9 protein-coding genes and 1 pseudogene are annotated in these 19303 nt (G+C 71.7%); 8 read left to right on the top strand and 2 right to left on the bottom strand.

Features of this window, described 5'->3' with window-relative positions; translation table 11 throughout:
• Positions 1-46: 46 nt before the first annotated feature.
• Together ACFYVL_RS04595 and ACFYVL_RS04590 are read left to right on the top strand one after the other, a co-directional pair.
• Entirely contained in the window at positions 47-1156 is a 1110-nt protein-coding gene (locus ACFYVL_RS04595) for a sensor histidine kinase (RefSeq protein ID WP_389241781.1), read from the top strand.
• Positions 1153-1818 (top strand): response regulator, encoded by a 666-nt coding sequence (locus ACFYVL_RS04590; protein ID WP_389241333.1) that lies wholly within the window; start codon positions 1153-1155, stop codon positions 1816-1818. The genes ACFYVL_RS04595 and ACFYVL_RS04590 overlap by 4 nt, the downstream gene beginning before the upstream one ends.
• Here the strand turns inward: ACFYVL_RS04590 and ACFYVL_RS04585 are convergent.
• Positions 1811-2002 (bottom strand): annotated as a pseudogene (locus ACFYVL_RS04585) (GNAT family N-acetyltransferase); the annotation flags it as partial. The gene ACFYVL_RS04590 and the pseudogene ACFYVL_RS04585 overlap by 8 nt on opposite strands.
• A 351-nt stretch (positions 2003-2353) precedes the next feature.
• Between ACFYVL_RS04585 and ACFYVL_RS04580 the strand changes: the two are divergent.
• From ACFYVL_RS04580 to ACFYVL_RS04555, 6 genes are all read left to right on the top strand, one after another.
• Positions 2354-4312: a GTP-binding protein gene (locus ACFYVL_RS04580; RefSeq protein ID WP_389241780.1), complete on the top strand. Its 1959-nt coding sequence runs from the start codon at positions 2354-2356 to the stop codon at positions 4310-4312.
• 219 nt (positions 4313-4531) lie between these two features.
• The gene (locus ACFYVL_RS04575) at positions 4532-4963 is read left to right on the top strand and encodes a hypothetical protein (protein WP_389241332.1); all 432 of its coding nucleotides are present in this window, start codon (positions 4532-4534) and stop codon (positions 4961-4963) included.
• A gap of 246 nt (positions 4964-5209) precedes the next feature.
• Entirely contained in the window at positions 5210-5584 is a 375-nt protein-coding gene (locus ACFYVL_RS04570; protein WP_389241331.1) for a hypothetical protein, read from the top strand.
• Positions 5585-5776: 192 nt separating this feature from the next.
• On the top strand, positions 5777-6136 hold the full coding sequence (locus tag ACFYVL_RS04565) for an ArsR/SmtB family transcription factor (RefSeq protein ID WP_389241330.1): 360 nt from the start codon (positions 5777-5779) through the stop codon (positions 6134-6136).
• 125 nt (positions 6137-6261) lie between these two features.
• Positions 6262-6696 carry a hypothetical protein gene (locus ACFYVL_RS04560; RefSeq protein ID WP_389241329.1) on the top strand — a complete coding sequence of 145 codons (435 nt, stop codon included), beginning with the start codon at positions 6262-6264 and terminating at the stop codon, positions 6694-6696.
• A gap of 1675 nt (positions 6697-8371) precedes the next feature.
• On the top strand, positions 8372-8986 hold the full coding sequence (locus ACFYVL_RS04555; protein ID WP_389241328.1) for a DNA-binding response regulator: 615 nt from the start codon (positions 8372-8374) through the stop codon (positions 8984-8986).
• Between the two features lie 106 nt (positions 8987-9092).
• Here ACFYVL_RS04555 and ACFYVL_RS04550 read toward each other — a convergent pair.
• Positions 9093-19303 (bottom strand): SDR family NAD(P)-dependent oxidoreductase (locus tag ACFYVL_RS04550; RefSeq protein ID WP_389241327.1); only part of this gene is annotated, 10211 nt, incomplete at its 5' end.

Here is a 19303-nt window from a genome sequence, read left to right as displayed (position 1 = left end):
GCACCCGGCAGCGGGCCCGCGGCCGGTCCCCGGGCAGGACCCGCGCATGCAGTGGGTGGCGACCCTCGCGGTGATCGCCGTGGGAGTCCTCACCGTCCGGCCCCTGAGCCTCTCCGGCCAGGGGCTGGCCGTCGCCGTCCTCCTCGTGATCAATTGCGTGTCGCTGCTGGCCCGGCGCCTCCCCGAGTCCAAGGTGTCCCCGCGTGCCGCGGTCATCTGGCTCTCGCTCGGCGTCGTCGCCGCTGCCGCCCTGATCGCGGTCAGCAGCGCCGGCACGAGCTTCCTCTTCGCCTACTTCACCGCGGGCCACGTCGGCTACCGGCTCACCACCAGGCCGGCCCTGCTGCTCGCGGCGGCCTGCGGCCTGCTCTGCGCGGCCGCCCTGTACTTCCCGCTCGGGCCGGGACGCGGCGACCAACTGCCCTGGACGTTCGGCCTCACCACCGGCGTCCCGGTGGTGATCGGCATCGTCAACCGCAGCCAGCGGCAGAGCGTACGGGCCGCGCTCGACGCCGCCGAGTCGGCCGAACGGGCCGCCCGAGCCGAGGCCAGGACCGCCGTACTGACCGAACGCGGCCGGATCGCCCGCGACGTGCACGACGTACTCGCGCACTCGCTGGCCGGGATCAACATGCAGCTGGAACTGGCCGACGCACTGATCGAGACCGGAGACCTGGACAAGGTCCGCGAGGCCCACGACAAGGCCCACAGCCTGGTCAAGGAGAGCCTGAAGCAGGCGCAGTGGACCGTGCACGCCCTGCGCGAGGACGTGCTGCCACTGCGCGAGACCCTCACCGCGCTGCTCGAATCCTCGGGACACCACGACGCCCTGCGCGTCACCGGAACCGAGCGCGAGGTGCCGGCCAGGGTGACACAGAACCTGCTGAGGATCGCCCAGGAGGCACTGACCAACGCCACCCGGCACGCACCGGGAGGAGCGGTCGAGGCACAGCTCACCTACGCCGCCGCCACGGTCGCACTGATGATCCGCAACCGCCCCGCGACCCGCGAGGTGCACGCGCCGGGCGGCAGCGGAATGGGCCTGATCGGAATGCGCGAACGCGTCGCCCTGCTGGGCGGCACCGTCACCGCGCACCCGGTCACCGACGGACCGCACCAGGGCGGCTGGCAGGTGGAGGCAGTGATCCCCGTATGAGTGAACCGACCGAAGCACAGGGCACATTGAGGGTGGTCGTCGCGGACGACCAGGCGGCCGTGCGGGAGCCGCTCGCCGCGGTACTCGCACTGGCCGACGACATCGACGTTGTCGCTGCGGCTGCCAATGGGGACGAGGTGCTGACGGCGGTGGCCGCCGGGCCGGTGGACGTGGTGCTGATGGACCTGAGGATGCCCGTGCTGGACGGCATCGAGGCCACCCGGCGCCTGGCCGAGACGCATCCGGAGGTCGCGGTGGTCGTCCTGACCACCTTCGCCGACGACGACTCGATCCTGGGCGCGCTGGGCGCCGGGGCCCGCGGCTACCTGACGAAGAACGCGGGACGCCAGGACATCACCCGCGCCATCCGGGCCGCCGCCGCCGGGCAGTCCGTACTCGACCGCGAGGTCCAGAACCGGCTGCTGGCCTCCGCCAGGGCCAAGGAACCGGCCCCGGCACAGGACCTCCCCGGCGACCTCACACCCCGCGAACGCGAGGTGCTCGCCCTGATCGGCCAGGGCCTGCCGAACCGGGGTATCGCCGAGAAGCTGTTCATCAGCGAGGCCACGGTCAAGACACACATCAACAACCTGTTCGCCAAGGCGGGCATCCGCGACCGCCCCGACGCCGTCCGCCGCGCCCTCGCGGCCGGCCTCACCTGACGCCGTCACCACCGCGCGCGGGGCCGTCGAACCGGATCCAGACGTCCGGCGGCAGGTCCGGCCGCCCCGGTACCGCCCTGCACTCCTCCGTCCACGCGTCGGCGGCGATCTCGGTCCCCGTCCGCCGTGCGCCGCGCACCACGAAGAAGCTGTTCAGCACGTGCGTCGGGGCGGGGAGGCCGCGTGCTCGCGGACACTCCAACGACGCCCCGGTGACGGCCGCCGACGCGCGCGGCCGACGGTGCGGGGACCGGCACGGCCCTTCGCGCCGCGCACCTGTCACCCGCACGCGAGGACCCCGTCCGGCGTAATTCGATTGCGCTCCTGCCCCGCCTGCTGCATCGTGCGACGGGCAGTCCGCGAGTCCGTACCGCAAGGAGACCTCACATGCGCCGACTTTCCGAGTTCCCTCCGAAGGCCGTTCACACCTCTTCAGAGAACCGGATCGTCCGTGCACACCGAACCGCACTCCTCCACGGGCGCGCACACCCACGCGCACCCCGCCTCGGCCCCGACCGCGGCTGACTCCCTCAACCTGGGCATCCTCGCCCACGTCGACGCGGGCAAGACCAGCCTGACCGAACGGCTCCTGCACTTCGCCGGAGTCGTCGACGAGATCGGCAGCGTCGACGCGGGCAGCACCCACACCGACAGCCTCGCCCAGGAACGCCGGCGCGGCATCACCATCAAGTCCGCCGTCGTGTCGTTCGCGCTCGACGGCCGCACGGTCAACCTGATCGACACCCCCGGGCACCCCGACTTCATCGCCGAGGTGGAACGGGTACTCGGCGTGCTCGACGGCGCCGTACTGGTGGTGTCGGCCGTCGAGGGCGTCCAGGCGCAGACCCGCGTCCTGATGCGCACCCTGCGCCGCCTGCGGATCCCCACCCTGATCCTCGTCAACAAGATCGACCGCAGGGGAGCCGCGGACACCGACGTGCTCCGCTCCCTCGGCGAGCGGCTCACACCCGCCCTCGCCCCCCTGGGAACGGTGCGCGACGCCGGCCTGCCCACCGCCGCCTTCCAGCCGTACGCGGACGGGGACCCGGACTTCGCCGACCGCCTCGGCCAGTGCCTCGCCGAGCAGGACGACACCGTCCTCGCGGCATACCTGGACGCCCTGCCGCACCCGCTGCCCGCCGCCCGGCTGCGCCGGGAACTCCTGCGCCAGACCCAACGCGCCGAGATCCACCCGGTGTTCTTCGGCTCGGCCATCACCGGCGCCGGCATCGACACCCTCACCCGAGGCATCGCCGAACTGCTGCCGCGCGCCGGGGGAGACCCGAAGCGGCCGGTGTCGGGCACGGTCTTCAAGGTCGACCGGGGCCCCGCCGGAGAACGCGTCGCGTACGTCAGGCTGTTCGACGGCACGGTCCGGGTGCGCGACCGCGTGACCCTCCGGCAGGGACGCGGCGAAGCCCGCGAGGCCAGGGTGACCGGGGTACGGGTGTTCACGGACGGTGCGGCGGCACGCGCCGACGCGGTCGAGGCCGGGCGGATCGGCCAGTTGCTCGGCCTCACCGACGTACGCGTGGGCGACACCGTCGGCGAGCCCGGACCGCGTACGACGGCGGGCGGACACTTCGCCCCGCCCACCCTGGAGACCGTCGTCGCCCCGGCCCGCCCCGCCGACCGCGCCGCGCTGCACACCGCACTCGTCCAACTCGCCGAACAGGACCCGCTGATCGGCCTGCGGCACGACGAGATCCGGCGCGAGGTGTCGGTCTCGCTGTACGGGGAGGTGCAGAAGGAGGTCATCGGGACCACGCTCGCCGAGGAGTACGGGATTCCCGTCGCGTTCTCCCCGACGACCACCATCCACCAGGAGAGCGTCAACGGCCCCGGCCAGGCGCACGAGACGATGGGCGAGGGCGGGAATCCCTTCTTCGCGACCGTCGGACTGCGGGTGGAGAGCGGCCCCGCGGGAAGCGGCACGACCTACCGGCTCGGCGTCGAACTCGGCTCCATGCCCTACGCGTTCATGCGCGCGGTGGAGGACACCGTCCGGGAAACCCTCCGCCAGGGCCTGTACGGCTGGGAGGTGAGCGACTGCCTCGTCACGCTGACGCACTCCGGATTCAGCTCCGTCATGAGCACCGCCGGAGACTTCCGCCGTCTCACCCCGCTGGTCCTGATGACCGCCCTGAGCAGGGCCGGGACGACGGTGAGGGAACCGCTGCACGACTTCCGCCTCGAAGTACCGGCCGGGGCGCTCGGGCAGATCCTGCCGCTCCTGTCCCGGCTGCGCGCGGTACCGGCCCCGCCGCGGGCCGAGCGGTACGGGTACCTGCTGACCGGCGAGATCCCGGCGGCCTCCGTCCACGCGCTGGAACGCCGGCTGCCCGGCCTCACCGGGGGAGAGGGGCTGTGGGAGTCCTCCTTCGCCCGCCACCGGCCGGTGACCGGCATGCCGCGGCCCCCGGCCCGGCCGCGCACCGACCACAATCCGCTGCACCGCAGGGAGTACCTGCTGCACGTGGTGCGGAGGGTGTGAAGCCCGCCCGGACGGGCCAGACCGTACGGGCCCGCCGCGGACGGGCGGGCCCGGCCGGGTTCCGGCGTCCGCACGAGTGGTGCGGCTGTTGCAGGACGGTGACAAAGCGCGCGCAACGCACCAGAGTGATCGCGCATCTTTTCCGGTGAGATCACACCATGGGCGCTTTTGCCGCCTTTGGTGCACAGCCTGTAATTCTGCGATGAAAGGCCTGGAATCATGATCGTCACCAAGCGCCACTCCCTGCGCATCGCCGCTGTCGCCGTCCTCGGCGCGGCTTCCGTCGCTCTCGCCGGTACCGCGACGGCGGCGAGCCCTGCGGCCACCCCGGCCGCGCACAGCCTGCCCGCGGCGGTCGCGCACCAGACGGCCGCCGTCAAGGCGACCATCACCGCCAAGCCGTCCGTGTCCTCGGTCGGCGCCTGGAAGCTGTTCCGCGTCACCGGCAAGACCACCGGCCTCAAGCCCGGCAGCAAGGTGACGCTCCAGCAGAAGCAGCACGGCAAGTGGGTCTCGCTGCCCGCGACCGTCACCACCGCGCGCGACGGCTCCTACTCGCTGGGCGTCAAGCTCGGCCTGAAGGGCAAGAACGACCTGCGTACCTTCAGCGGCAACGTTGTCTCCCCGGTCTTCCAGGTGACCGTGCGCTGACACCCCGTCCACCGCACAGGCCGCCCCCGAACGCTCCCGGCCGTTCGGGGGCGGCCTGCTGCCCGTCCGGCAGGCCCGTGCACCGGCGCTCGCGGCACGGTGGCGAATGCTAGGACGTGCGGGACCCCTTCGGCCGAATACCCGTTGTTTCGGGTCCGGTTGGCGATCAGCGGGTAGCGTCTGCGGTCACCAACGGGTCGGTGATGTGGCACCGGCCGGGGCTGTCGCGAGAAGGAGCGAGTACTGATGGCAGGCGTGGAGACATCCTTGAAAGAGGCCATGACCGCGGTCGAGGGAAGTGTGGGGGCCGCCCTGGTCGACTACACGAGCGGCATGGCGCTGGGAACGCTGGGCGGGGGCAAGGACCTCGACCTCGCGGTCGCCGCGGCGGGAAACACCGACGTGATCCGGGCGAAGATCCGGACCATGGAGATGCTGGGCCTTGAGGAGGACATCGAGGACGTCCTGATCACCCTCAACACCCAGTACCACCTCATCCGGCTGATCAAGGGACGGGGCGGCAACGGCCTGTTCCTGTACCTCGTCCTGGACAAGGGAAGGGCGAACCTGGCCATGGCCCGGCACCAGCTGAGGCGGATCGAAGCGGATCTGGAGGTCTGACGTTCCTCCTGCCTTTCCGGCTCCGCATGCCCACGAGTTGCAGAATTCTTCAACTCGGAACATCCGAATCTGGTGGGCCGAGGGCGTGTCGGAGCCGGAAGGCGGGAGGATGAACGGAGTTGGGCATAAAGGATCCAGCAGGCCCAGCTGCCGGCTGATGGAACGGTCGAACCCGAGTGGGAGTGTTGTCGCATGCAGGTGCCGCTGTACCAAGCAAAGGCTGAGTTCTTCCGCATGCTCGGGCATCCAGTCCGGATCCGCGTCCTGGAACTGCTCCAGAACGGCCCCGTCCCGGTACGTGAACTCCTGAACGAGATCGAAGTCGAACCGTCCAACCTCTCCCAGCAGCTCGCGGTACTGCGCCGCTCCGGCATCGTGATCTCCATCCGCGACGGCGCCACCGTCAGCTACGCGCTGGCCGGCGGGGACGTGGCGGAACTCCTGCGGGCCGCACGCCGCATCCTCACCGAACTGCTCGCCGGACAGAACGAGTTGCTGGAGGAACTGCGGCACGCGGAGACCTCCGTGCGCACGGGCCCGCCCGCCATGTGACGTCCCCGCCCTCGACGTGACGCCCCACCCGCGACGGCTGCCGTACACCCGGCCGGCGGCCCGTCGGCGGGGCCCTTTACACTCACGACTTTGGTGTACGGCACACGTAAAGGAAGTCTCGCCACATGCGCACATCCCGGATCGCCACGGTCCTCGGCACCGCCACCGCTGCCACGCTGCTCGCGATCGGCCCGTCCTCCGCCTTCACCCTGGAGTACGACCACGCCGGCACCACCCCCTGGCCCAGCAGCTCCGGCGCCCGGTGCGGGTCCAGCTCCGCGGTCCACTCCTGCTTCCGCAGCAACGGCGACTGGTTCAGCATCACGGACCTGAAGTCCGACGGGCACTCCGCCGTAGTGCGGTGGAGGTCCTACGACCCCAAGACCAACGTCCTCAACCGTGGCGGGATCATCTGGAACACCGGAGGCCTGAACGCGGTCCGCTACCAGAACAAGAACCTCCCCGAGGGCGACTTCGTGGAGTGGGAGATGTGCACCGGCGAGTTCTCGACCAAGCACGTCATCGAGAACAGCTGCGTCACGATGAGCGCGCACGCGTAAGGAACGCGCCCGGGTGGCGGGAGACCCCGGCCGGTGACCTCCCGGGGAGCGGCCCCGCCGACCGGGGCTGGGTCCGCCTCCCCGCCCGCTCGCCGGAGGAACGCCGCCGCCTCGTCGACGCCGCGCACCGCCTCGGCGCTCACTGGGGCAGCCGGTGTTCGTCGAGGCGGAGGACGAGTGCGCGACGAGGCTCTACCTCGCAGGGCACGGACCGCAACCGTCGCCCTGAGCTCGGCCGCCGCTGAGGAGGCGCTGCGCGCGACGCGCGGAGATTGCTGCCGCGGTCTCGGGGAATTCCCTCCCCGGGGGCTCCCGGCGGAATTCTCGGAGAATGCCGGGTGAAGTGCGCGTGTGTGAGAGGCGACGCCCGAATCGGCATCACGAAGAGTGAGTTCTTTTTACGGGTGCTCCGGGTGCGGTGGGCCGAAGAGCCGAACTCGTCAAGGCAATTGAACCGGCTGAACGAAGCGGTCGTTCTTCTGGTTCGGGTGAGCGGCGAGGAAATACGCGAGTCCTCGCAAATCTCGATCTCTATCCGCCCTGCGAGATGTAGTCGGTAAAGCGCTCCGCTGAGCGCTGTTTCGCATGCGTCCGCGTGCCGGCCGAATTCTCCGTCGTACGGAATTGCGGAGCCCGACCTTGACTCGCGAGGGCCGCCCGGAGCGTGTGCGGTGCGGCCTCGGCCGTCTTCGCTGTGCCTCTGCCATCGGCGCACGTGCGCCGCCGGCCACTGACAGGCCGGGCGGGTGCAGGTCTGGCCGGTACTCGCGGCCCGGCCGCCGCCGGGTGCGGCCCCGGGGTGGCGGGCTCTCCTGACCTGGCACCGTAGGTAGGCCGTGCCGCGACTCCGCTAGCCGCGCGGCCAACCGCGCCCGGCGGAGATCTCCTTGACGGTGGGTCCGGAGCGTTCGCCCGGGTGAACGGCGAACACCCCGCCGTCACGGGTATGGCCTGCCGCTTTCCCTTCGGTGTTGCCGCATTCATCGCAGGGGAAGAGGAGTTCGAATATTCGGCGGCGTTGCGCTGATGGCGGGGCGGGCCTTCAGTGCGGATTCCGCTTCAACGCCGGTCCGGAGTGTGCGGCGGTGGTGAACGGACCGAACTGCCCGGCCCCGGTGAGGCGGCGGATCCTGGCCTTCCGGAAGTCGCGGATCGCATCTCCGGGCGCGGGAGGGGTGGCCAAAGTCCGACTGGCCGAAACGCGCAACCCGTGGGGGCCTTGCTTCCGCTTGTGGTGTGCTCTATGGCCCATGGCGGAGTACTGCCGGAGTTGCCGCGTGTGGGGCTCTTTCCATCGCCCTCGCGGATTTCTCGTCGCAGCGCCATGACAACGTCTGCCAAATGAAAGCCATTTGAAGAATTGCGCCCGAGGCGGAGGGCTGGGCCCCGGGGGAAAGCGCTTACGCTCCGGGCCCGTCGTCACGGTCCGTGAGGGGTGTGAAATTGGCCAACGACCAGGCGGACGAGTCGGGTTAGGCTGATCTTGGCTCGGGGCTCGCCACAACTGAGAACGGTGTTCCGATCGGCTCCAGCCACAAACTTCATGGGGGAAGTCTTGTTTGAGTTTGGAGTACGCTTCAACGACCGGGAGCAATCCACCGACACGGATCCGTCGCACAGATACGCGCGCGGGGGAGGCCGTGATTTCCGCATCGTCGTCCATTCCGGACTGAAGGTGCACTTCGATGCTCCGGAGGGAGTCTTCTCCGTCTTCGGCGCACTTCGCACAGGCCGGTTCGGCATCGACTTCGCCACGGAAGCCGAGCTGACGACCACCGCCGACCCGCTCGACCTGCCGATCCTGGTACCGGTCGTCAGCGAGTTCCAGGCGGAGCGGATACGGGCCGTAAGGGCGCGCCATCCGCTGTCCCTGATCACCGCCGTCACCGACGACGTCACCGGGCACCGCACGTACGGAGCCATCAAGTCCGGTGCCAACGCCGTGCTGAACCTCGCGATACCGGGCGAGCGTCAGATCGAGATGCTCGTCGCACAGTTCCACGCCCACCTCGAACCCCGCCCGGTCCTGTCGCAGGTGCCCAGCCAGACGCCGCGCACCGGTCCGGCACACGGCCGCGGCCGGCCACCGCAACCGCAGGCCGGGCAGCCCGGCCAGCCGCTCGACACCGAACTCATGCGGCTGCTCTGCACGCCCATGACGGTCGCCGAGATCGCCCGCCGCCACTACTGCTCCGAACGATCCATGTACCGCCGCATCCGGCAGCTCTACGACGAGGTCGGCGTGCGCGGCCGAACCGAACTGATGGCCAAGGTGGCCCTCCCGGCCTGACCTGAGCCCGACCCGGACCCGCCTGCCGGAGCCCGACCCGGGCCCGCCTGCCAAAGCACGGCCCGGCCCGCCCCCTCTCCGGGGACGGGCCGGGCCGTTCGTGCTCCTACTTCCACTTCGTGGACAGCTCCTGGAGCAGCGACGTGATGCGCACCCGGGCGGCACCCGCCGGGTCCAGCCCCAGGATCGAATCGTCGAGCTTGCTCAGCTCTTCGAGTACGAGGATGGCCGCCGCGGCGTCGCCGGGCAGCATCTCCTCCTGGAGGTGGCGCGCCAGACCGAGCGCCGTCGGGTGGTCGAAGACCACGGCGGCCGGCAGGCTGAGCTGGGTCTCCCGCTCCAGCTGGTTGCGCAGACGCATGGCGGCGACCGAGTCGAAGCCCATGTCCAGCAGCCCGCGCTCCGGGTCCACGAACGAGGCGTCCGCATGCCCGAGTACGAGGGCGATCTGCGTGCTGACCAGCTCCAGAAGGAGCTCCTCCTGCTCCTCCGGCGACCGTTCCGCCAACTGCTGGACCAGTGTGAGCGCCGAGTCCTGGGCAACCGGCTCGGTGGCCCGGCGGAGCCGGGACGTGGAGGCCGGACCGGCCTCCGCCCCGTCCCGCAGCCCGTCGGCAACCACCGCCGAGCCGTCGGCCACCGCACCGGCGGCCAACCGGCCGTCGTCACCGGAAGACAGCAACTCGCCTTCCACCGAACGCAGTTCCAGCGACTCCACCGTCAGCACCGGCGCACCCGTGCCGTCCGTCGCCGTCAAGGAGAGCGCGCCGGGACCGGCGGGGGAGAGGGCGACGCGCAGCCGGGAGGCACCGACCGCGTACAGCCCCACCCGCGACCAGACGGACGGCAGGTGAACCGTCAGCGGATCGTCGGAGAATCCCGCCAGCAACCCGGGGGCCAGTGCCGCTTCGAGCAGGGCGGGGTGAACCGCCCAGCGCGCCGCGTCCTCGCCGTCCGGCGCCACGGCCGCCAGGGAGACGTCGAGGAACACCTCGTCGCCCCGGCGCCACGCGGGCACCCCGGCCTCCTCCAGCGGCACCGCCCCCGCGGGCGGCCACTCCGTAGCGGCCGAATCCACCGCGGCACCGCCCTCGGCGAGTACGGCCGTGGCCGCGCGCACCCAGTCCCGGCCGCGGTCACCGTCGGCCGCCGCACCGCCCGAGCGCCCCGCACCGGGACGGCAGTACACCTCCACGTCGCGACGGCCCTCCGGGTTCGCCCCGCTCACCGAGACGTGCACCTGGAGACCGCCCCGGCCGGGGAGGAACACCGGATCGTACGTGGTCAGCCCCTCCACCAGGTGGCAGTCGAACTGCACCCCGGCCTGGAGCACCAGCTCCAGCAGACCGGCCGCCGGGAACAGGGCAGAGCGGGAACCGGTCCCGCCGTTCGGCCACCCCTTCGCGGCCGTGCCGACCACACCGGTGAGCACCCCGCCGTCCGAGCCGGGCAGCGGCACCATCGCCGGGACCAGCGGGTGGTCCAGCGAACCCAGACCGAAGTCGGCCGCCTCACCCGCACCTCCCGCCGTGTACGACGGCTCCAGCCAGAACCGGGTCCGCAGGAACGCGTAGGTCGGCAGCTCCACGCTCCGGGCACCGGGCAGCACCGACGACCAGTCCAGCGGCACCCCCCGCACCTGGAGCTGGCCGAGCGCCGTGGTGAGCGTGACCGGCTCCGGCCGCCCGCCGCGCAGCGCCGGCACGAACGCCGACTCGGCGCCCCGCGCACCGGCCTGGGCCATCGCGGTCAGCGTCCCGTCGGGGCCCAGCTCCAGGAACGTCGTCGTGCCCAGCTCCCGCAGCCGCGCCAGCCCGTCGGAGAACCGTACGGCCTCCCGGACGTGCCGCACCCAGTACTCGGGCGTGCACAGCTCCCGGCCCGCCACCGAGCCGGTCAGGTTCGACACCACCGGGATGCGCGGCGCACGGAAGACTACGTCGCGCAGGGCCTCGCCGAACTCGGCCAGCATGCCGTCCATCCGCGGCGAGTGGAACGCGTGGCTGACCCGCAGCCGGCGCGTCTTCACGCCCCGTTCGGCCAGCACGTCGACGACGGCGGCGACGGCCTCCTCGGCACCGGAGACCACCAGCGACTCGGGCCCGTTCACAGCGGCGATCGACACCCGGTCGTCCAGGAGCGGCAGCACGTCCTCCTCGGAGGCACCCACCGCGACCATCGTGCCGCCGCCGGGCAGCGCCTGCATCAGGCGTCCGCGCGCCGCGACGACCTTCGCCGCGTCCGGCAGCGACCACACCCCGGCCACGTACGCGGCCGACAGCTCACCGATCGAGTGGCCGAGCAGGTAGTCCGGCGTGACACCCCACGACTCCACCAGCCGGAACAGTGCCACCTCCAGGGCGAACAACGCCGCCTGCGTGTACGCCGTCTCGTCCAGCGCACCCGACCCTTCGGTCACCACATCCGTGAGCGGACGCTCCAGGTACGGGTCCACGGCCGCGCACACCTCGTCCCACGCACGGGCGAACACCGGGTACGCGGCATAGAGTTCGCGCCCCATCGACGCCCGCTGCGAGCCCTGACCGGCGAACAGCACCGCCAGCCGGCCGGCAGCCGCCGAGTCGACGACCACCCCCGGAGCGGGCTCACCCGCGGCCAGCGCCGCGAGCCCGTCCAGCAGCTCGTCGCGGCTCGCACCGATCACCGCGGCCCGGTGCGAGAGCGCCGCACGCGTGGTCGCCAGGGACAGACCCACGTCGGACGGCCGCAGCGGCGCCCCCTGCGCCCCGGACAGGAAGTCCCGCAGCCGCTCGGCCTGGGCACGCAGACCGTGCTTGCCCTGGCCGGAGAGCACCCACGGCACCACCGCGGGCTCCGGCCGCTCCGGCTCCCGTACGACCCCCGGCTCCACCGGGAGGCCGGGCCGCTGCTCCAGGATCACGTGCGCGTTCGTACCGCTCACACCGAACGAGGAGACACCGGCCCGCCGGGCACGTACGACCTCCGGCCACGCGGTCTGCTCGGTGAGCAGTTCCACCGCACCCGCCGACCAGTCCACGAACGACGAAGGCCGGTCCACGTGCAGGGTCCGCGGCAGCACACCGTGCCGCATCGCCATCACCATCTTGATCACACCGGCCACACCGGCCGCGGCCTGGGTGTGCCCCAGGTTCGACTTCACCGAGCCCAGCAGCAGCGGCTGCTCGCGGTCCTGCCCGTACGTGGAGAGGATCGCCTGCGCCTCGATCGGGTCGCCCAGTTTGGTGCCCGTACCGTGCGCCTCGACCGCGTCGACCTCCGAGGCGGCGAGCCCCGCGTCGGCCAGGGCCGCCCGGATCACGCGCTGCTGGGAGGGCCCGTTGGGGGCGGTGAGACCGTTGGACGCACCGTCCTGGTTGACCGCGGAGCCACGTACCACCGCCAGGACCTGGTGGCCGTTGCGCTCGGCGTCCGAGAGGCGCTCGACGAGGAGCATGCCCACGCCCTCGCTCCACCCGGTGCCGTCCGCCGCGTCCGCGAACGCCTTGCAGCGGCCGTCCGCCGCGAGCCCCCGCTGACGCGAGAACTCCACGAAGACACCCGGCGTCGCCATCACCGTCACACCACCGGCCAGCGCCAGCGTGCACTCGCCCGACCGCAGCGCCTGCACCGCCAGGTGCAGCGCCACCAGCGACGACGAGCACGCCGTGTCCACCGTCACCGCGGGACCCTCAAGGCCGAAGCTGTACGACAGCCTGCCGGACAGCACACTGCCCGCACCGCCGGTCAGGAAGTACCCCTCGGAACCCTCGGCCGCCACCGGGTCGGCACCCATGCCGTACCCCAGCGAAGCACCGCCGACGAAGACACCGGTCCGGCTCCCCTTCAGCGAGTCCGCCGGGATGCCCGCCCGCTCGAACGCCTCCCAGGCCGTCTCCAGCAGCAAACGCTGCTGCGGGTCCATCGCCAGCGCCTCGCGCGGCGAGATGCCGAAGAAGTCGGCGTCGAACTCGTCCGCGTCATGGACGAAACCGCCCTCCCTGACGTACGACGTACCGGACTCGTCGGCGTCCTCGCTGAACAGCGAGTCGAGGTCCCAGCCGCGGTCCTCCGGCAGACCGGAGATCGCGTCCCGGCCCGCACCGACCAACTGCCACAGCTCCTCCGGCGAGGTCACCCCGCCCGGGTAGCGGCAGCTCATGCCGACGATGACGATCGGGTCGTCGTCGGCCGCGGCCACCGCCGGCACGGCGGCGCCGGACGCCTCCGGGAGGGCCGCCCCGCCGGCCAGCTCCGTGCGCAGATGCGCGGCGAGCACCAGCGGAGTGGGATGGTCGAAGATCGTGGTGGCCGGCAGCCGCAGGCCCACCGCGGCGCCCAACGCGTTGCGCAGTTCGACGGCGATCAGCGAATCGAAGCCGATCTCACCGAACGTGCGCCCCGCGTCGACCGCGTCCGCCGAACCGTGCCCGAGCACCCGCGCGACGTGCGTACGCACCAGATCCAGCACGACCTGCTCCTGCTCGGCCACCGGCATGCCCGCCAGCCGCGCACGCAGGGACCCGTCGTCGGCCGCCCCGTCCACGGCCGCGTGCGCACGCCGCAGCGGAGTGCGCACCAGACCGCGGAACAGCGCGGGCAGCGCACCGGAGTCCGCCTGCTCCTGAAGCACGGCGGTGTCCAGCGGCGTGGCCAGCAGCACCGGGTCGGCGGCCGTCCTGGCGAGGTCCAGCAGCCGCAGCCCCTGCTCGGTGGAGAGCGCCGACGCACCGGACCGCGCCATCCTCCCGAGGTCCTGCTCCGAGAGGTGCGCGGTCATCCCGCGACGCTCCGCCCACAGACCCCACGCCACCGACACACCGGGCAGCCCCGACGCCCGGCGACGGGCCGCCAGTGCGTCCAGCGACGCGTTCGCCGCGGCGAACGCCCCCTGCCCCGGGCTGCCCAGCACACTCGCGGACGACGAGAACACCACGAACTCGGCCAGGTCGCGCTCCCGCGTCAGCTCATGCAGGTTCCACGCACCGTCGACCTTGGGCCGCAGCACCTCCCGCACCTGCTCCGGGGTCAGCGACTCGATCACCGCGTCGTCCAGCACACCCGCGGTGTGCACGACCGCCCGCAGCCCGGGAAGACCGTCCAGCAGCCCGGCCAGCGCCTTGCGGTCCGCCACGTCACAGGCCACCACCCGTACGGTGGCGCCCAGTTCACGCAACCCGTCCGCCAGCGCACCGGCCCCCGGAGCGGCCTCGCCGCGCCGGCCGGCCAGGACCACGTCCCGGGCACCGTGCCGCTCCACCAGATGCCGGGCCACCAGACCGCCCAGCGCACCCGTACCACCGGTGACCAGGACCGTGTCCTGCGCACCGAACGGCTCGGGAGCAACCGCCGACCCGGTGTCGAAAGCGGCCAGCCGAGGCTCCAGCAACCGCCCCTGACGTACCGCCAGCTGCGCGTGCTCCGCACCGGACACCGCCTGCCACACTGCCGCGTCCGAGTCCGGGTGCCCGTCGAGATCGACGAGCGCGAAACGGCCGGGGTGCTCGTTCTGCGCACTGCGCAGCAGACCCCACACGGCGGCGGCTCCCAGGTCCGTCACGTCCTCACCGGGCGCGGTGGCCACCGCGTTCCGGGTCAGCACGACCAGCCGCGACCCGGCGCAGCGCTCGTCGGACAGCCAGCGCTGTACGACCTCCAGCACCCGGCAGACCACCGCGGACACCGGCTCACCGTCCGACACGCACGCCAGCGCCACGGCCTCCGGCACCGCCATGTCATCGGCGCCGATGTCACCGAACCAGGGCAGGGGCACCGCCCCGAACCCGTCGGAAACCGCCGGGACGGCGGACACCCCGGAGCCGACAGCGACTCCGGAGGCCGAGGACACCTCCTGCCACTCCACCTGGAACAGCGCCTCACGCGCCACCCCACGGGTGTCCTCGATCCGCTCCTCCGACAGCGCCCGCAGCGACAGCGACTTCACAGACAGCACCGGAACGCCTGTCGCGTCGGCCACCTCGACCGACACCGCGTCCGCACCGGCGGGCGAGATCGCGACCCGCAGGGCCGACGCACCCACCGCGTACAGGGACGCACCGGTCCACGACACCGGCTGGTGCCCCCGGTCGGGCTCGGCCACGAAACGGCCCAGACCCACCGCGTGCAACGCCGCATCGAGCAGCGCCGGGTGCGCCCCGAACCGCGTCGCCTCGGTGTGCGCCTCGGGCGACAGAGCCACCTCGGCGAACACCTCCTCGCCACGCACCCAGGCGGCCCGCAGCCCTTGGAACACCGGGCCGTACTCCAGACCACGCTCGGCCAGCGCACCGTACGTCTGCGCGACGTCGAGCTGCCGCGCGTCCGCCGGAGGCCACACGGCCGTACGCTCCGCCACCGGCTCGCCGACGGCAGCCGCCAGCGTGCCGGAGGCGTGCAGCAGCCACTCCCCGGAACGGCACGAGTGCACCGTCACCGGACGCAGCTCCTGCCCGTCCTCCGCCGCGCCCACCGCGACCTGGATCCGCACGCCGTCCCGCTCGGGAACCACCAGCGGCGCGTGCTGCTCCAGCTCCGCCACCACCGTCAGACCGAACGTCCGGCCCGCCTGGAGGGCGAGTTCGACGAATCCGGCACCGGGGAAGACCGCCGTGCCGAGCACGGTGTGGTCGGCCAGCCAGGGGTGCGAGTCCAGCGAGAGCACTCCGGTCAGCACACTGCCGTCGGTGTCGGGCAGGGTCAGTACCGCGCCCAGCAGCGGATGCGCCGCCCCGTCGAGCCCCAGCCCGGCCGCCTCCGTCACGGGCCGCGCCGGCTCCAGCCAGTAGCGCTCGCCCTGGAAGGCATAGGTCGGCAGACCGACCAGCCGCGCCCCTGACCCGTCGAACACGCGCTGCCAGTCCACCTGGACACCCCGGGCGTGCACAACGCCGAGCGCCGTGAAGAACCGGTCGAGTCCACCGTGGTCGCGGCGGAGGGTGCCGGTGGCGAGGATGTCCGTGTCGTGGGTGTCGGCGGTGTCCTGGATGCCGATGGTGAGGACGGGGTGGGGGCTGGCCTCGACGAAGACGGTGTGTCCGGTGTGGAGGAGCGCCTCGATGGTGTCCTGGAACTGGACGGTGTGGCGGAGGTTCTCGTACCAGTAGGCCGCGTCGAGTTCCGCCGTGTCGGTGAGTTGGCCGGTGACGGTGGAGTGGAAGGGGGTGTGTCCGGTGCGGGGCCGCACCGCGGCCAGGACCTGTGCCAGTTCGTCCTTGATCTGCTCGACGTGGGCGGAGTGGGAGGCGTAGTCGACGGGGATGCGCTTGGCCTGCGGGAAGTCCGCGAGGACTGCTTCCAGTGCTTCGTTGTCGCCGGAGACGACGGTGGAGGCGGGTCCGTTGACGGCCGCGATGGACAGTCCGTGGCGGTCGCGGAGTTGGTCGGCGGGAAGGGGTACGGAGACCATGCCGCCGCGTCCGGAGAGGGCGAGGAGTGCCTTGCTGCGGAGGGCGGAGATACGTGCTCCGTCTTCCAGGGTGAGCCCGCCCGCGACGCAGGCTGCGGCGATTTCACCCTGGGAGTGCCCGACGACTGCGGCAGGTGTCACTCCGTACGAGCGCCACAGTTCCGCCAGCGAGACCATGACGGCCCACAGGACCGGCTGTACGACGTCCACCCGGCGCAGGGCTTCCTCGTCGTCGAGGACTTCGAAGAGAGACCAGTCCACGAACGGGGCGAGCGCGTCGGCGCACTCCTGCATCCGGTCGGCGAACACGGCCGACGTGGCGAGGAGTTCGGTGGCCATGGCGGTCCACTGGGAACCCTGGCCCGGGAACACGAACACGGTCTTGTGGCCGGTCGTGGCGGCTGTGTTGCTCGCTTCCAGCGTGGACAGGCCGTGCAGGAGTTCGTCACGGCCGGCTCCCACGACGACCGCGCGGTGGGCGAACGCCGCCCGGCCCGTCGCCAGCGTCCAGCCGATGTCGGCCGGGTCCAGCTCCGGGTGCTCGGTCACGAAGGACCTGAGGCGTTCGGCCTGCGCCCGCAGGCCGTTGCCGTCGGAGGCGGACAACACCAAGGGCACTACGGGCAGTGCGACTCGTGTCTCCGGGGGTTCCACCACAGGTGAGGGCTGTTCGAGGACGACGTGGGCGTTGGTGCCGCTCACGCCGAACGACGACACGCCCGCGCGCCGTGGAGCGCCGGTCTGCGGCCATTCGGTCTGCTTGGTGAGGAGTTCGATGTTGCCTGTGGTCCAGTCGACGTGGGTGGTGGGTTCGTCGATGTGGAGGGTTTGGGGGAGGAGGCCGTGTTGCATGGCGAGGATCATTTTGATGACGCCGGCGACGCCTGCGGCGGCTTGGGTGTGGCCGATGTTGGACTTCACGGAGCCCAGCAGCAAGGGGTGTTCGCGGTTTTGGCCGTAGGTGGCGAGGAGGGCTTGTGCCTCGATGGGGTCGCCGAGGGTGGTGCCGGTGCCGTGTGCTTCGACGGCGTCGATGTCGGCGGGGGAGAGGCCGGCGTTGGTGAGTGCGGCTTGGATGACGCGTTGTTGGGAGGGTCCGTTGGGGGCGGTGAGTCCGTTGGAGGCGCCGTCTTGGTTGATGGCGGAGCCGCGGAGGGTGGCGAGGATGGGGTGGTTGTTGTGGTGGGCGTGGCTTTGGCGTTCGAGGGCGAGCATGCCGATGCCTTCGGAGAAGCCGGTGCCGTCGGCGGCTTGGGCGAAGGCTTTGCAGCGGCCGTCGGTGGCGAGGCCGCGTTGGCGGGAGAATTCGATGAAGAGGCCGGGGGTGGCCATGATGGTGATGCCGCCTGCGAGGGCGAGGGTGCATTCGTTGTTGCGGAGTGCTTGTGCGGCGAGGTGGAGGGCGACGAGGGAGGAGGAGCAGGCGGTGTCGATGGTGAGGGCGGGGCCTTCGAGGCCGAGGGTGTAGGCGACGCGTCCGGACATGACGGAGGCGCTGTTGCCGGTGCCGATGTGGCCGCCGAGTTCTTGGGGTTGGTGGTGGGTGAAGAGGGTGGCGTAGTCCTGGCCGTTGGTGCCGGTGAAGACGCCGGTGGTGGTGCCTCGGAGGGTGTGGGGGTTGATGCCTGCGTGTTCGAGGGCTTCCCAGGAGGCTTCGAGGAGGAGTCGTTGCTGGGGGTCCATGGCGAGGGCTTCACGGGGTGAGATCCCGAAGAAGCCCGCATCGAACTCCGTGGCATTGCTGAGGAAGCCGCCGACGCTGGTGTACGAGGTGCCGGGGTGGTTCGGGTCCTCGTGGTGGAGCGACGCCAGGTCCCAGCCGCGGTCGTCGGGGAAGGGTGCCATGGCGTCGGTGCCCTGGGTGAGGAGCTGCCAGAGCTGTTCGGGGGAGTTGGCCCCTCCGGGGAAACGGCAGCTCATACCGACGATCACGATCGGATCGTCGTCCACCGCCACCACCTGCTGAGCGGCATCGGAACGGACGGGCTCACCGACGGCACCGACCAGCTCCGCCTTCAGATAGCGGGCCAGAGCGGTCGGGGTGGGGTGGTCGAAGACGGTGGTGGCGGGGAGCCGCAGTCCGGTGGCGGCGCCGAGCCGGTTGCGGAACTCCACCGCCATCACCGAGTCGAAGCCCAGCTCCATGAACGCGCGGTCCGCCGGGACGGCCTCCGGCGACGAGTGCCCGAGAACCACAGCCATGTGCTTTCGGGCGAGGTCGAGCAGGAACTCGTCCTGCTCCGCCCCGCTGAGCCCCGCCAGACGCTCCGGCAGCCCCGACGGGCTGTCGGAACCCGCCTCGTCACCGGTGCCCGCCCCCGTGTCGACGAGTTGGCGTACTTCGGGGAGGTCGGTGAGGAGGGGGCTGGGGCGGGTGGCGGTGAAGGCGGTGTAGTGGCGTTCCCAGTCGATGTCGGCGACGGTGACGACGGTGTCGCCCTGTTCGACTGCGGTGCGCAGGGAGGTGAGGGCGAGGTCGGGGTCGAGGGCGGGGACGCCGTGGCGTCGGGCGACTTCGCCTGCTTCGGTCTCGCCCATGCCGTTGCCGGCCCACAGCCCCCAGGCGATCGACGTGGCCGGGAGACCCTGGGCACGCCGGTACTCGGCGAGGGCGTCGACGAACGCGTTCCCCGGCGCGTAATTGCCCTGACCGGGAGTACCGGCCGTGCCCGCCATGGACGAGAACAGGACGAAGGCGTCCAGGTCCATGTGCTGGGTGAGGTGGTGGAGGTGGAGTGCGCCGTCTGCCTTGACGCGCAGGACGCGGTGGAGTTGGTCGGTGGTGAGGGTGTCGGTGGTGGCGTCGTCGAGGAGGGCCGCTGTGTGGACGACGGCGGAGAGGGGGCCGGTCTGCTGGAGGAGTGCGGCGACGGAGTCGTGGTCGGCGACGTCGCAGACGGCGAGGGTGACGCGGGTGCCGAGTGTTTGGAGTT

Origin of the sequence: Streptomyces sp. NPDC004111, from assembly GCF_042874215.1 — a bacterium.
Taxonomy (GTDB): domain Bacteria; phylum Actinomycetota; class Actinomycetes; order Streptomycetales; family Streptomycetaceae; genus Streptomyces.
This window is presented reverse-complemented; position numbering and strand designations above follow the sequence as displayed.